Origin of the sequence: Roseburia sp. MSJ-14, from assembly GCF_018918225.1 — a bacterium.
Classification (GTDB): Bacteria; Bacillota; Clostridia; order Lachnospirales; family Lachnospiraceae; genus Petralouisia.
Map to the genome: position 1 here is coordinate 57,852 of NZ_JAHLQD010000005.1, position 16,107 is coordinate 73,958.

At 34.1% G+C, this 16,107-nt stretch carries 14 protein-coding genes and 1 other RNA gene; 2 read left to right on the plus strand and 13 right to left on the minus strand.

Annotated features, from left to right (window positions below):
* Positions 1-265 precede the first annotated feature (265 nt).
* Together KQI83_RS00640 and ssrA are read left to right on the plus strand one after the other, a co-directional pair.
* Positions 266-574 carry a hypothetical protein gene (locus tag KQI83_RS00640; protein WP_216553927.1) on the plus strand — a complete coding sequence of 103 codons (309 nt, stop codon included), beginning with the start codon at positions 266-268 and terminating at the stop codon, positions 572-574.
* Positions 575-1,075: 501 nt separating this feature from the next.
* Positions 1,076-1,421, plus strand: a transfer-messenger RNA (tmRNA) gene (gene ssrA, locus KQI83_RS00645).
* A 242-nt stretch (positions 1,422-1,663) separates the two neighbouring features.
* Here the strand turns inward: ssrA and KQI83_RS00650 are convergent.
* From KQI83_RS00650 to KQI83_RS00710, 13 genes are all read right to left on the minus strand, one after another.
* Positions 1,664-6,112, minus strand: coding sequence for an Ig-like domain-containing protein (locus KQI83_RS00650; protein ID WP_216553928.1), 4,449 nt, complete (start codon positions 6,110-6,112; stop codon positions 1,664-1,666).
* Positions 6,113-6,296: 184 nt separating this feature from the next.
* On the minus strand, positions 6,297-7,073 hold the full coding sequence (locus KQI83_RS00655) for a hypothetical protein (protein ID WP_216553929.1): 777 nt from the start codon (positions 7,071-7,073) through the stop codon (positions 6,297-6,299).
* Between the two features lie 92 nt (positions 7,074-7,165).
* Positions 7,166-7,957 (minus strand): hypothetical protein, encoded by a 792-nt coding sequence (locus KQI83_RS00660; RefSeq protein ID WP_216553930.1) that lies wholly within the window; start codon positions 7,955-7,957, stop codon positions 7,166-7,168.
* A gap of 197 nt (positions 7,958-8,154) precedes the next feature.
* Positions 8,155-9,858: an Mbeg1-like protein gene (locus tag KQI83_RS00665; protein WP_216553931.1), complete on the minus strand. Its 1,704-nt coding sequence runs from the start codon at positions 9,856-9,858 to the stop codon at positions 8,155-8,157.
* Positions 9,859-9,871: 13 nt separating this feature from the next.
* Entirely contained in the window at positions 9,872-10,660 is a 789-nt protein-coding gene (locus KQI83_RS00670; RefSeq protein WP_216553932.1) for a hypothetical protein, read from the minus strand.
* Between the two features lie 61 nt (positions 10,661-10,721).
* Positions 10,722-11,516 carry a hypothetical protein gene (locus KQI83_RS00675; protein ID WP_216553933.1) on the minus strand — a complete coding sequence of 265 codons (795 nt, stop codon included), beginning with the start codon at positions 11,514-11,516 and terminating at the stop codon, positions 10,722-10,724.
* Positions 11,517-11,522: 6 nt separating this feature from the next.
* Positions 11,523-11,807 (minus strand): hypothetical protein, encoded by a 285-nt coding sequence (locus KQI83_RS00680; protein WP_216553934.1) that lies wholly within the window; start codon positions 11,805-11,807, stop codon positions 11,523-11,525.
* A 10-nt stretch (positions 11,808-11,817) separates the two neighbouring features.
* Entirely contained in the window at positions 11,818-12,147 is a 330-nt protein-coding gene (locus KQI83_RS00685; protein ID WP_216553935.1) for a hypothetical protein, read from the minus strand.
* Positions 12,128-12,595 (minus strand): hypothetical protein, encoded by a 468-nt coding sequence (locus tag KQI83_RS00690; protein WP_216553936.1) that lies wholly within the window; start codon positions 12,593-12,595, stop codon positions 12,128-12,130. Before KQI83_RS00690 ends, KQI83_RS00685 begins: the two co-directional genes overlap by 20 nt.
* A gap of 63 nt (positions 12,596-12,658) precedes the next feature.
* Positions 12,659-12,955 carry a hypothetical protein gene (locus KQI83_RS00695; protein ID WP_216553937.1) on the minus strand — a complete coding sequence of 99 codons (297 nt, stop codon included), beginning with the start codon at positions 12,953-12,955 and terminating at the stop codon, positions 12,659-12,661.
* Positions 12,956-13,005: 50 nt separating this feature from the next.
* Positions 13,006-13,485 carry a hypothetical protein gene (locus tag KQI83_RS00700; RefSeq protein WP_216553938.1) on the minus strand — a complete coding sequence of 160 codons (480 nt, stop codon included), beginning with the start codon at positions 13,483-13,485 and terminating at the stop codon, positions 13,006-13,008.
* 23 nt (positions 13,486-13,508) lie between these two features.
* A complete protein-coding gene (locus tag KQI83_RS00705; protein ID WP_216553939.1) occupies positions 13,509-15,167 on the minus strand; it encodes an Mbeg1-like protein in 1,659 nt (552 codons plus the stop codon).
* Between the two features lie 20 nt (positions 15,168-15,187).
* Complete coding sequence (locus KQI83_RS00710; RefSeq protein WP_216553940.1) at positions 15,188-16,060, minus strand: hypothetical protein; 873 nt, start codon at positions 16,058-16,060, stop codon at positions 15,188-15,190.
* Positions 16,061-16,107 lie beyond the last annotated feature (47 nt).

Below are 16,107 nucleotides of genomic sequence, written 5' to 3' on the forward strand. Positions count from 1 at the left end.
GTGCTTATTATAGCATAATCTGTAAAAAGTTCCCATATATTTCTTTTTATGCTTTGCGCTGTTATAACTCTTGTTGTTATTTTTTTCTATAAAATCGCAAAAATAAGGTTTACAAACACTATTTATTGTGTATAATGCAAGTAAGAAATCAGAAATGGTTTCTATCTTCGAGACGTGGTTCAGGAGCGTCTGGCTAAAAATAACCTGACAATATTGCGAGGGTTTTCTCGATGTCACCTGGCTAATAAAAAATCGAAAAATTGTTTTGTATTTAATAGGATTTCCTGTTCCAAGTCTAAGTAAACCAAAAGCAGGATTAGATTATCGTTACATAATGATAATAAATGATGTAAGCTATATCAGATTTGATACTCCTAAAATCAGTAATCGCCAGATAAAAATAATAGAAAACAATTATGAGACTATTGAAAAAGAGGCAATAGAATACATAAAATCCTATATTCGTGTAGCGAATAAAGGACGTATTGATAGAACTGCAAGGTTCAGAGAATCAAGTTTAATTAATTTTCATAAAGAGTTGAATATAATATATGATAACAAAGACACCACCTAAGGTGTCTTTTATATCGCAGTAATTTTTCACCACTCTTCTATCTTAGTAAAAGTTGGAACGTCAGTTCTACCATTAGAAATTTGTTTTACATTTAGGCTATCACATGTCAGGTATTTTTACATCCTTGTAATGGTTACAACTTGTTTAGCCGATTCAACAGCAATCTTCTGAGTAGTATCTTCAATGAATTTCAATGTGTGATTTCCAACTTGACTTACAATATTCTTGGTTTTATTCCAAATTGTATCTTCTTGAATAGAACTATAAAAGTCGTGTCCATAGATAGTTACATCGGTAATTTAACAAATATTTTAGTAGCCTAATTGATAAAAGGCGGCAGTGCAAGAAGAATATAATGCTACAATAAAAAAACAAACTAATGGTGAAGAACTTTGTCAAATTGATAAAAATATAGTTCTAAATATTAAGTGCAAATTATTGACATAGAACAAGAAGATTGATATAATAAAATACTGCTAAACAACATCAGCCATCAAACCAGGGGTTGTACTGGTTTCGACGGGGGTTGTGAAGCTATGGAAGCCATTGGCGGGCTCGACCGCCTCAACAACGGAAACACTAAATATAAACGCTGAAGATAATTTAGCATACGCTGCCTAAGTGCAGCAGTCGGCCTTAGATTACTCACAGTTTAAGATACCGGCTTCGACTATGTGAGAAACGACTTATGCAAAGCTTTGCGCATATGGGCGTATGATGAAGCTACTGAAGCTGTAAGCCTGTTACTCGGCGTGCGGTAGAGGGAATGTCAAAAGAATAACTGTAATGGGAGATGCCATAGTGAATTGACTTTCGGACAGGGGTTCGATTCCCCTCAGCTCCACTTGCTAGAAGTGTTGAAAATAGCGTATTTTCAGCACTTCTAATAAAAAGAAAAATCAAAAAATACATTTTCAGACCACTTTAGCACGAAAAAATAGGGTAGAAAGATTAATTTCTTTCTACCCTAAACTTTTATTCTTTATAGCATTGAAAATTTCTTGTTGTTTCTCAATAATATTCAAAAGCTGCATGTGCAAAAATCAACACATGCAGCTTTCATAATCACTTTAATCAATTTATTTTTGATTACTTTTTAATTACTTTTTTGAAAATACCTTTTCCTGCTCCCTTGCCAATGACTCCGGTAGCACAGCCAACTCCTACACCTGCTGCTCCCGCTACTACAACAATACCGCCAATTACTAATGGCTTATTGTTACTCCAAGTTGAAATCACTGATTTTTCGGAAATAGTTACATTAATTGTCTTTGTCGTTACATTTCCTGCCAAGTCTTCTGCTTTGACTTCTACTGTATGTTTTCCTTTCTGACGCAAGGTATCTTGATAAATATTTCCACTCTTTCCGATTTCTTTCTTTTCTCCGTCAACAACTACTTCTGTCAACTTATCATTGGCATCTGCCAATGTTACGCTCCAATCAATATTGCTTTCGGACTTCATACCGTCTTCAATACCATTGAAAATCATTTTTGGTTCTGTATTATCTACAATAAACTCTGCCTGTGCAATTGCCTGATGTCCTACTTCATCGGAAACATCCATTTTAAATACATATTTTCCTTCGTCTGTCACCTCTGAAACCCCATCATATTCATCGCTATTTAAGGACATTCTAATGTTTGGAACTGTTAAATCGGCTACCATCTCACTTAATTCATATGGCAGCTTAAATACCTGATAATACTTACCATTCATCTCATCCACATGCTTAATAATCGGATCAGAAGTATCTACTGTAACAGTCTTTTTAGCTGTTGCGTGATTTCCAGCCTTGTCCACTGCTGTAATAACAGAGGTATAGATTCCGTCTTCTTTTAATTCATAAGACAACGAGGATTCTTTTCCACTATTTACCCAGTTTCCAACCTCTACATTTGCTACATTTCCTTCTGCATCCTCTTTTTGCACCTGAATGGACACACTGTTGCTATCAAAGTAAGACTCTACTACATCATAAGATAATGTAATTGTGTTGCCTGTAATATAGTAGTCACTAGCTCCGTTGATACTTACTTCCGGTGCCGTTTTATCTACTGTAAAAGTTAACTGCTGGCTTGTCGCCTGATTACCTGCCGCATCCTTTGCCTGTACTTCGATTTGATAAGTTCCATCCTCACTAAAGCTTTTGGTTAAGCTGCTGCTTTTTCCCTGATTACTCCAGCTTCCAAAGTCTACACTACCTGTCTGTCCGTCTAATGTCTTTGTTACATTAATTGTAACAGTATCAGTATCATAGAAGGACTCTTCTACATTTACTACAACCGGAACATCAGAAGCATGATAGCTGTCATTTTGAGGACCGGTTAATTCTATTTTCGGTGCTGTTTTATCAATGGTAAATGATATCTGTTTGGAAACAGCTACATTTCCTGCTGCATCTACTGCACTTACTGTTACAACATACATTCCATCCTCAGAAAAAGCGTAGTTTTTCTTATCATCTACCTTATCCGCCTTAAATGCTTCCAAACCATAATCAGTTGTAACACCATCAATTGTTCTGGTTGCTGTTACGGTTACCTGATTTAAGTCATAAATCTGCTCAATTACTCTTACAGTTAAGTTTTCTGTATTATTAGAGTACACTCCATTTTCAATTCCTGAAAGTTCAATTACCGGTGCTGTCTTATCAAGATATACAACCTCTGACTTTTCTACTTTATTTCCGGCATTGTCTGTAACTTTAACCTGCAAGGTATATCCGTTACTGCTTACTGCTTCATCTTCTGCCTTAATATCCATCTGATTCATATAGGTTATGTCATTATATTCACTACCTGTAAAATCATTCTGATATATTGTTTTTCCATTTAAAATATATTCTACGTTTCTAAGACCGGAATCTGTATCCTGAGTAACTACATGAAAACCTACATCTTTATTTTGCCACTTACTGTTATCAACGTCTGTTGTAATGGTGATTTCAGATTGAATATTTTCATATATGATACCATCTGATACCGTAGTCACGGACTGGTTTCCTGCATTGTCCACTGCATATGCAGATACTGTTCCCTTAAAATTCTCCGGTAATTCTATCTGGGCAGCCTTATCCTCAATAATGCTGATATCGCTGTCTTTACCATTCTGTGTATACCACACACCATATTCTTTTATATCAGACATGCTGTCACTACTTTGAACAACTGCTACTACTCTTTCGTTACAGAAATAACCAAAGGTAATGAAATTGATGATATGTGCCAGTACAGAATCGTTTTCTGTTTTAAATTCAATCGATGGACCATTCGGTGCACCGGTATCTACCTTAAGATGCTCTTCTCCGATTTCACTTATATTTCCTGCTGTATCTTTTGCAAAGTATTGTAATACATACATGCCATCGGCTGAAATTGTCGGCTGATTTGTTCCATCAAATATCGTTTCTACAATTGTACTTGGGTCTTGTCCTTCCTGATACAATTTGTAGCAAACACTAATCTCACTTCCGGTATCCTGTACTGCCGGCTTCATTGTAATAACCGGTAATGTTTTATACCATCCGTTTTCCCCATCTACCTTACTAAAGGATACTTCCGGTAAGGCAGGTGTTTCTTTATCAATCATTACCACATATGGCACAATCTCAGATTCTTTTCCAGCATTGCTGACTGCTTTCATGTAAACATACTGTGTTAAAACTTTTCCTTCATCGCATGTGATTTTCACCTGATTTTCAGATTCACATTTGTTCCATTCTAACTGACTGAAATCTGCCACTTTCTGGTCTGATACCGCATATTCGTAATCGGTACCTGACAACTGGCTTGTACTATTGTTAAGATTTAATGTAACATCATGAAAGCTCCATACGCCACTTACATATCCATTTCCATCAATTATAAGACTTGGAGTCTCTTCATCAACTTTAATGGTATTGTCTAATAATAATGGATCACCATAAACGAATGCATCTTTCTGATTTGGATCAGCAAGTTTAAATCGAAAGGCTATTGTATATTCACCTGTCATACCAAATGTATAACTATACACATTGCCCTGTTGGCTCATATCCTGCCACTGCATTTCGCCTTGACCATTGACAATATATCCTATCTGTAATCCATCATATTTTCTTTGCGAAGAGTCTACATAATTAACAGTTACATTATTAGCTGTCCACTGTCCAAGTTCGTAGTTATCACTAAAGGATACCGCTGTAATTGCCGGCATCTCGGGTTTTCTATAATAATACTGCTCTGCAATCTTACTGTCAGCATATCCTGTCTGAGTGGAATATGCTCTTAACAAAGCATAATTTTCATTTCCAAATAATTGTTCAGCCGGAACTTTCACAGTCTGCTTTCCACCTTTAAAGTTATTATCAAACTGTGTCCATTTTCCCTGTTTTTGTGCTGTTTCTAATCCTTTATATGCATAATATGTACTCTCTACATTCTCGGCAGATGTAATTTCCACTTCACCATTTCCTGCTATTTCTGTATAGGTTGCACCTGATGAAGTAATGACCGGTGTTGCCGCAAATGGTGCAAAACTAATTGCCATATTACCATTTTTATTGACATTAAGATTATACTCTTCTGCTTCTATATTTCCCTTTTTTTCACTTCCATTTACAAGAAAAGAGCTTACACCGCATCCTTCTTCCGGTAGGATTTTTATATTAAAATTCGTACCGTCTTTTACAGAAGGTATATTATATATTGTGCATGGTGTATTGGCACTATTATATGCTGTAGCTGCACTATCACCTGATTTGGTAATCTCTACTAATCCCTGTCCTGTAACAGATAACATCATATCATATACAGCTTTCCATGTTACTTTGCTTCCTTCTATTTTAGAAGAATCATATCCCTTTTGGTATGCCTTATCTGCAACAATGGCTACTGTATAAGTTGCTGTAGTAGATGATGCATCTCCCATAATTCCTGCATCTTCTATATTACATACTGGAGTATTATCTGCATTTTGCGGATACTTATCATCAAAAATAACATCCTCTTTTCCATTTGCCTGTCTTTTTACAATCAAACGATATTCATCTAAGGAATAACCGCTTGTCTCTGTGATAGTTGGCTTATCCCATGTTAAATTTACTGATGATGTAGGCACTCCTTCACTATCATTGATTCTGGCTACCTTTAAATTGCTTACGCTTAATTCCTTTGGAATGCAACGAAGTGTAATGTTACCGATATTATTTTTATCACCCGCATCATAAGTAATTATGTTATCCCCATCAATGTTGTACTGGCTATTATCTAACGCAGTACCATCTTTTCTTACGGATTCAAGAAAATATCCTTTGGTTGGTTCGTAATTGGCGGTTACTTTAGAAACTAATTCATTTTCAAATTTCTTACTTGTAATTTCATCAAATATTTTTTCATTTTCTTCTTCGTATATTTTTCCACCATTTTCTAGTGTAACTTCTATCCACTTTTTATATTCTAATGTACTAATTTTACCACCAACAATTTCAATAGAATTTTTAGTATTTTGCTCTGCATTAACATCTATCGAAAAATAATTTGTTGGTATTGTTGCCATAACTGTTAATATGACTGCAAAGGTTGCGGCTATTATTCTTTTCCCTTTTTTTCGAGCTTTGTTTCTAAACAACACCCTCATTTTTTCATTCCTTTCTACTTCCTCTTTAATAAAGATTTTGAATTACTCTGCATACTTTAGTCTTAACGTATGCAGAGTATCATTTAACTTTTCTAAGTACCTACTATTTTATTACTTTTTCTCTTTTTACATATACTACTATTCCTGCCATGCTTAAAATTGCCAGCATTCCTGCTACATAAATTCCTATAACATCTCCTGTCTTTGGGGCTGTTGTCTTTGATGTTGTACTTGTTACATTTTGTGCTGATGCTGTACCTGTACTTCCAATGGCTACTGGTTTAGTTGTTTCTGTACTTTCTGATGGTGTTTCCGGTGCATTTGTCTTTGGTACTCTCATAATAAATACTGGTGAAAATGATGTAAATCTTCCACTAAGTGTTCCGTCTCCTTCTGTTGTTGGAATATATTCCCATGTTCCATCTGCTTTACAATGAAAAATATAATAAGTATAATCACCTTTTCCTGCATATGGTGCATTTATTGTTACATCTATACCTTCTACTGGCATTGTATAACCATCAGGTAATGATAAGCCAAAATAATCATTATAAATAACATCTTCATTTCTATATCCCATTACCTTCTCAAATAAATCTTTTTCTCTTTCATGTTTAAGATTCATATCAACTGGCATATAGTATCTTATCTGTTCTAATTGCGCTTCTGTTGCTTCCACTTCCATATTTCGCGTTTTAAAAGTAAAATCTAATTGTACAACCTTTCCATCAATAACTGCTGTTGCTGATTCTGCAAATTTTCCTCTTACTTCCTCACCCGGAGTATCGTTCAATTCGGGGCTTTTTGCAGCCATCGCTGGCATTCCCATCGATAGGGTCATTACTACTGCTGTTGCTAATGCAAATAATCTTTTTTTCATTTTCTTCCTCCATCTCATTTTGTATGATTATTTATATTCTATAAAGTAAATATTTACCTTATATTCTTAATTTTACTATTTTATTTTTTACTCTATCTTACTACTTTTTCTTTTTTTATGTACACTACTATTCCTGCTACACTTAATACTACCAACATTCCTGCTACATAAATTCCTGTAAAATCTCCTGTCTTTGGAGCTGTTGTTTTTGATGTTGCACTTGCTACGTTTTGTGTAGATGCTACAGCTGTATTTCCTACAGTCGCTGGTTTAATTGTTTCTGTATTTCCTGTTGACGGTGTTTCGGTATTTCCTGATGGTGCTACTGCCTTTGGAACTCTCATAATAAATACTGGTGAGAATGATGTAAATCTTCCACTAAGTGTTCCATTTCCTTCTGCTGTTGGAATATACTCCCATGTTCCATCTTCTTTACAATGAAAAATATAATAAGTATATATACCCTTTCCAGCATATGGCGCATTAATTGTTACATCCACACCCTCTGCTGGCATTGTATAACCTTCTGGTAATGATAAACCAAAGTAGTCATTACTAATAACCTCTTCTTGCTTATCGCCCATTACCTTTTCAAATAACTCTTTTGCTCTTATATGTTTAGTTTCCAAATCAGAAACCAGATAATACTCTAGCTGTTCTAATTGTGCAGCTGTAGTTTCCTGCCTCAAATTATACTCATTAAAAGTAAAATCTAATTGTACAACCTTTCCGTCAATGACTGCTGTTGCTGATTCTGCAAATTTTCCTCTTACTTCTTCATTTGGAGTATCATCCACCACTGGACTTGGCGCAGCCATTGTTGTCATTCCCATTGACAGCGTCATTACTACTGCTGTTGCTAATGCAAATAATCTTTTTTTCATTTTCTTCCTCCATCTCATTTTATATGATTATTTATATTCTATAAAGTAAATATTTACCTTATATTCCTATTTTATACACACTTACATTTTTCTTCAGAACTTTAATTATCTGTAAGTATTTCTGTAGGTACTCATTTTTTTATCATTTAGCATTGTTATATTTTACATAAAAATAAAATCTATTCTTAATATCTTTGTTATGCGTTAAGTAAGTTGCTTTTTATTGTTTGCAAATTAGCATTACTTGTGCTGATGTTTCCCGCATAAGTTGTATCAATCTGCTGAACATTTCCAAATATCGTATCAATCTTGCTTTTGCACTCTAAATTTGTTTCTGACAATTTATCAAAATAAGACATAATTCCTTTTACTGCCGCAGATACCATCAATGTTTCATACCACTCCTCTGTTGCATAGTTTGTCCATGTTTCTACTGAGGTAAATGATGCATTTTCTATTTTAGCAATAACACTCATTAGTTTCTCATACACACTCGAAGAAAAATCACGAATTGCACCTGTTCTTATTTCCGCTGGTTCTACTCCATTAGATGCATCTATTGTTTTAACCTTACTATTGATTTTTTCCCAAAATGCCTTAATATCAATATTTATATCTTCAAAAAACATTCCCTTCAGTATTGGTAGTATATTCTTTATAATCAAATCATCATCACCATCTGTAAACTGACTTTTGGCTAAATTTATTATATTTACTAAATTCAGATATATATTAATTCCATATCTAGAACCTTCAAACTTCTTTACTGTAATTAGTTCATTCAAAGAATTTAGTCCGAGCGTATCCAATAATTTTTCAATATCGTCCGTTCCCAAATCATACACATCCATGTATTTTATCAAATATGCAATGATAAGTGCCAAAGAATCCGAGTCTGATAATGCACAATCAATGATGTCCTGCGTTTTAACATCATCACCACCAAATGTCAACGCTAGCAGATTCGACATATATTTAATGATTTGCATCTTATCTTTTTCGTCTGCATTATTTATTATAAAAGCAGTAAAATCATGTAACATACCAATGGATGCATCCTCTTTACCTATTTGTATAATAATGTTTCCACTTTCATCTAACCACAGATTTCCACCATTATCTTGTAAAAAGAATGAGTTTGGACTATGTAACTGTTTTACATTTTGTACGCCATACCCAATACAATAAAACTGCATCGCATTAGGAATTTGAAACATTAACGCATGTACATAATCTCCTTCCAAGGAATAGTTGGAAATATTTTTCCCTCTTGTCTGTATTTCAGCCCAATATTTGTCCAAAAATTTCTGTGAAAATCCTTGTGCATCAAATGCAACGCACCGAGTTACTTTATCTGATGTAATTGCCACATACATAGCCTTATTTCCACCTTTGGAATGTCCTATCGTTGTCACATTTTCATACTTAAGACTTTCAATAAAATCTAATGCCTCCCTTTGACATCTTGTGTCACTCACATTCAAACCTTCTACATTGTCAATCCATTCTTCACCACCGGAAGTACCCTTAAATGCCACTATAGCTTCTTTCGAATCCACCGACTCTGCAAAACATAATGCTAAGGTTGTCCCGTTAGAATTTTCCATTGTATCTGTCAGAACTAAATTTTTTAAATTCTCATCTGCTTTTATATATCTGATAATATCAGCCCATTCTTTACCACTTATACAGGAACCTCCCACTTCTTTATCTCCTAGGGCTTCAAGTTTGGCTAAGGCATTATTATTAAATACTGACAGTATATCCTTTATAGTTCTAGGATTTTCATCATTTTTCATTCTAATTCCATCAAATCCGTCAATTTCAACAATTTCTGCAACATCTTTATTTAAATAGCATAATTGTTCTAGCATACATAGTTCATTTTCACTTAATTCCATATCCTTTTTCATCCTACTCTCTCTGAACGCTTATTTCTTTCCATTCTATATACTTACCTGAAACATCATAATCTGAATAATTATATTCATCCAAATTCTCTATTTCATCTTTTTTCAAAAGTATAATTTCACTAATACCATATAATTCATTTTGATAAAACACTTTTTCCAACTCATCAATATAAGACTGAAATTCTTGTTGACCGATACACGAACTATCAATATATATATAATTCTTGCTTCCTACCGCACCATTATACATTTTTTCATCACTTGGAACTTCAACTAATGTTGTTCTTGTAACTTCTGCAAATACTTTCACCAATTCTGTTTTAAATACCTGTCTTGCAAGTTCCGTCAGATATGAGGAAAAATTCTCCCTTATTGCCACATTCATGTAATCATCTTCATATCCATTATCCGTTCTTCTTACTTCAAAACTATCTCTTCGTGGACTTCCATCTGATGGATAAGCTATTAAATGCTCATGTTCCAATGGTCCTGTAGCAACATAGCCTGCGTATGAAAATGACGTATTATACTTCTTTTCAATTGCTGTTAACATCTCGTCAATTGCTATAATTGCCTCTTGCTGTGAACTATCCAGCTTTTCTACATCTGTTGGCAATCCTACTTCTTCTAATATTTCTTTTTGTCTTTCATTTAAGACTAATTCCGGCTTACTTTTTAGGGTAATATTTTTACTTTCATTACTACTATTCTTTTTCATTCCACAACCACATACTCCTGTTCCGATTATTAGAACCGTTCCTATAATCATAATTTTTTTTACTATTTTCATAACTATTTATCCAACTCCTAACTCAAACATTTTACTACTGACAGTTATTATTTACTTCATACTATTTTTCCGGCACATTGACAATTATTTGCTCACGCTTAATATAACATTCTAGTTTTGTATATTCTGAGTAATTAAACTCATTCAAAGATTCTATTTCGTTTTCTTTCAAACATACAATATCACATCTACAATCAATTTCACTTTTATAAAGCTTTTCTTTCAAATCTTCTGTATAATTTTCCATTTTCTCTATATCTACTGAACCCGCATCAATATAAATACAATTAACACCACTTACTGCACCATTATACATTTTTTCATCACTTGGAACTTCTGTTAGTGTTGTATATGTAACTTTAGAATACACTTTTAACTGTTCTGTTTGAAACGCTTCTACTACCATTTTAGTAATATATTCATTAAATCCTTTGCGCAATGCCACATTCATATAATCATCTTCATATCCATTATCCGTTCTTCTTACTTCAAAACTATCTCTTCGTGGATTTCCATCTGAAGGATATGCCATTAAATGTTCTGATTCCAATGGTCCTGTAGCAACATAGCCGGCGTATGAAAATGACGTATTATACTTCTTTTCAATTGCTGTTAACATCTCGTCAATTTCTATAATTGCCTCTTGCTGTGAGCTATCCAGCTTCTCTGCATCTGTTGGTAAGCCTACCTCTTCTAGAATTTCTTTTTGTCTTTCATTTAAGACTATTTCCGGCTTACTTTTTAAGGTAATATCCTTACTTTCATCACTGTTGTTCTTTTTCATTCCACAACTACATACCATTATTCCGATTATTAGAACCATTCCTATAATCATTCGTTTTCTTACTGTTTTCATAATGTTTTAGTTTTCTCCTAAGCCCAACAATTCTGCTAGTTCTGCATCTACATTTTCAAAGGAATTCTTTGCACCTGTTACTATTTTTTCTGTCTTCTCCATTAGGGTTGTTAATACATCTTTTATTTCATTTAGGCTGGAAGCTACATTTATCATTTCCTCTGCCAAACTTCCTTTTGCATTAACAAAACTCACATTCACCTTTCGTCCTTCTACTTGCTTTTGCAAAGAAGACAATTCCTGTTCTATTTCTTTTACTTTTTCTAAATCTACTTTTATTTCTGTTCCCATGTTACTCCTCCTACCAAAACTTAGATAATAAGGAACCCACCATAGAGGTAATACCATTTGGAAAGTAAAATTTATCGGCTGTTTCAACTTCTGTTATGCTTTTATTTACTTTTTCACTAATATTCTTACACTCATCATAAATTACGGCTTTATATGGTCTCATCGTTGTTGCCAATTCTTCAATCTTAGAACAAATTAATTCATCTTGAATTCCCTTATTTTTTAATTTGTTAAGTAATCCTATATACTGCTCAATGCAACGTGATAAAAAGTCAGCATAATTTTCTATACTATTCATTGCCATTGATAATTCTATTTCATCATACACAACATCTTTCATTACGATTTCCCCCTCGTTGTCTTTCTTCATTTCTTGCATCTTGTATCTCTATATTCAAATTAGTGATACTATTTCTGTACTTTCTAATTTCTTCTTCACAATGCTGAATGTTATTTATGTACTCTCGCATTTTCGCTGATATCTGAAAAAGTACTCCCAAATACGCAACTGCTACCATTTTAGAACCTATTCCATTCAAAACATGGCTCATTCCGGCTTGATATCGCTGGACAATAACACTATTTTTCTTTATTTCTTCTAAATCATTAAGGCTATTTTTCTTTGCTCCATTTACATTTTCAAATTCTTCATGGGAAGCTTCTACTTTTCCCTTAAACACTTGTAATGAATCATAATTTCGTTCATTTTTTCTTATCTCTGACTCTAATTCCTGAATCTTACTTCTATATCCACTAATTTCATTTTCCAATCTACTAATCTTGCTCATATTATCCCTATTTTCTTACTTTCCTCCGTCACAAATTGTCATTTATTGTAATCAATCTACTCTTTATATTTTTTCTATGTACTGTGTGATTGACTTTTCCTCTGCTTCTTTAAATGAGGAAACTGCATTTTCCATCAAAGACGAGGTCTGGTCTACCAATTCCTGCATGGCTCCAATCACATACAACACTTCATCGTACATGTTTTTTGCCTGTTTGGCTGTTTCTCCTACACTTTCATTCAATAAAAACTTCTGATTTTTACAATTTGCGAGTCTCACACTGATATTATTTAATTTACTTATACTTGCATTTATTTTTTCTTCACTTATTTTTATTTCCTGACTCCCTGCACTTGCCATTTCTTCACCTCCATTAACAGCTCTTATTCTCCGGATAACCGTTTTTCATTCTAGCGTATAGTTCCTCTTCTTCTACGCTCATTTTCTTCCCGTTCTCTTTGTTCTCGTTCTCTTTGTTCTCGTTCTCTCCGCTCTTGTTCCCTTCGTTCTTCTTCTCTTATCGCTTCAATACGTCGTTGTTTATCTCTGATTGCCTCATTCTGTGCCTCTATTTCATCATCAATTTTTTGAATTTCTTTTTTCAATTCGCTGTCAATCGCATCATAATTGTTAAGAAGATTTATTTCTTCTGTTCTGCTATAATTCGCCTCTATTTTCTCTGCTATGCGCTTTGAAATAGTAGTTCTCCCATTATATTGATGAATATTTCCGGCATAGCTTCTCCGATTCATAATGTATGTCCCTGTTTCGTTAGCAACCATACCATTTTGACGTTTTGCTTCTTCTAGTTGTCCTCTTTTCGCTTGCAAATTACGGATATTCTCCTGACAACCTTGGATTTCTAATTCTAACTGACTAATCTGACTCATAATTATTTCTCCACCTCTTTTTGTTATGCCATAATTTTTCTTACTTCCTGCGTAATTGTTGCAAATTCTTCTGCCTTTTTTTCAAATATTGCGCCATACTTATCATCCAGCCCATCAATTGCATCAAAGATATTCTGCATCTGTTTTTCTGTGGTACCATTGATATCTATGACTTTTCTATGATACTCCTGAATATTGTTCTTATAATGTGCCACATCAAGATTTCCAAACAAATCTTCTATTCTGTACCAAACATCCCACTTGCTAAAATCCCAAAACGATTCATCCTCTACTTCTTTTACCTGCTTCATTAATTGGGTACGCATCTCAGTACTAAAATCGCGTATGATACAAGATGCTTCCTGTTCTTTATAGTATTTCATGCTCGGCTCCGGAATTTCCATCTCTTTCCTTTTTGCCACCTCAAGCGCTTCTATAATTGTTTGTGCCTCTTCCTCCGATAAAACATCGAATTTTGCCAAAATCCAACTTATTACAGCTCCATTGTTTTCGAAAAAATCTAAAATAGGGTTTTTCTTTTCAATTGTTGCAACCCTATCACTTGCTTTAATCCTAACTCCTATCATGAAACTTAATATTTCTCCGAGCCCTCCAAAGTCCATTCCTTGCAGTATATCCACAATTATATCTGTAATATGGTTTCCACTTCTTTCATACTTTGCCAGATATGCAATGAATAATCCCAGTTCTTCTGCATGTTCCGGAGCTAAAATATATGCCCTTATTTCTGCTTTTGAATACCCTTCCTTATATTCCGGCGGCTTTTTTCCCATAAATACATTGGCAATCCCGCCAAGGTAATCCATTAAAGCTGCTACTTCTTTTGGGTCTCCCGTATTGATGATATAATTGAAAAATTTATGTAAACTATCCATTGAATACGATTGCAAACATTCATCGAATTCAAATTCTTCATTAAACAAAGAATTTGGGCTATGGTTCTGCTGAAAATTCATTCCATCTACACCATGTCCGTTTACATATTTCTTCTCATTATATATGTCCGTCAACAAAATATTTACAAAATCATAGTCCAATGCAAAGCAGGTTATCTTGTACTTATTTTTTTCTATCAACGGTCCATATTTTTCAAAAAACGCTGCGGAAAATCCTTGTCCGTCAAAAGAAACACAACGGTCAACTTTATCGGAACGTATGGCTACATATTTGGCTTTATTTCCACCCTTAGAGTGTCCCACTACCGTAATATGACTGCCATTTTGTCGCTCAACAAATGCTAATGCTCTCAATTGCTGTTCTGTGTCTGCCAGATAACCTCCCATGAAATTATCCGGCCACTCTCCGGCTGCTGTGCCTCGAAATACTACATACTTATTTCCACTGGGGTCTTCTAAGCACACAGATAATGCCTTTTTATCGTCACGTTCTAAATCTACTAACTTTAAGCTGCAAATTTTTTCATTACTTTTAATCTTTTCTAACATTGCTGCCCATTCAGCACCGGAGATTTCACCATCGTAAGTTTTATCTGAATTTTTTAATTTTTCGAGAGTGTCATCGTTGATGTAGTCTAGCATAGCTCCTATTGTTACTTTATTATCTAAATTTTTATTAGTCCATATATTTTTAAGTGTTCCTTCCTTTCGCATATGCATTAGATTACTTAAAAACAATAATTCTTCATTTGATAACTGCTCCATCTTATGTCCTCTCCCTCTTTTTATTCTTTTCCCCTAATATACTCATCATATCTTAAATTATATTCTTCTTCAGAACTAGTTCCTCTCGGAAATGCTATACTTATATCTGAATATTCTTGTATATAATCAAATTTTTCATTATCAATTAAACGCCACACTGTATAATTTATATATAAATTTGCTTCTTTTAACTTTTCTTCCAATTTTGCCACCTGTTTTTGAAACTCTTCATCACTCATTTCAGGTCGCACATCTCCATGAACATAAATTTCTATTTCTCCCTTTCTATTAAGACTTTTTATTTCTTCTATTGTGGTATCCTTATCATATTTTTTTGTCACATTTCCATCCAACGCTGCAATCACTTTAATATCTACGCCCGCTTCTTGTGCTATGTTTTGTAAATACTCCTGTACCTCTGCACTTTTTAAAATAGCAAAATATCCATCCTCACAATACGGATTTCCATCATCATCTACCAAATAATATACTTCAAACTGCTCTCCGCTGTGTTCTCCATCTACTGCCTCTGCAAGTATGGAATAATCTCCCGATATTATTCCGGGAATTTCTCCTCCCACTACTTTAAACTCTTCTCCATACTTTTCTCTCAGATAGTTCAACATAATCTTAGCTGTGTCTACGAAGCTTTGAGTTCCTATATTCATTCCTTCTTCTTTTATTTTTCTCATAGAATCATTGGATATATTACAATCTTCTAATATTTGCAATTCTTCTTCGGTTGGTTCTCGATATACCTGCATTTCGCTTTCCTCCTTATTGCTTTCATCTGTTACCTCATTTTGTTTTTGCCCTTTTGCTTTAGAATCTTTGCATCCGGAAAGGCACGCAAGACCTAATACCAAAATTCCTACTATTATTTTTGCTTTCATTTTTGCACCGCCCTACCATAAATTTTTTAAAAGTAACAATTCTTCAT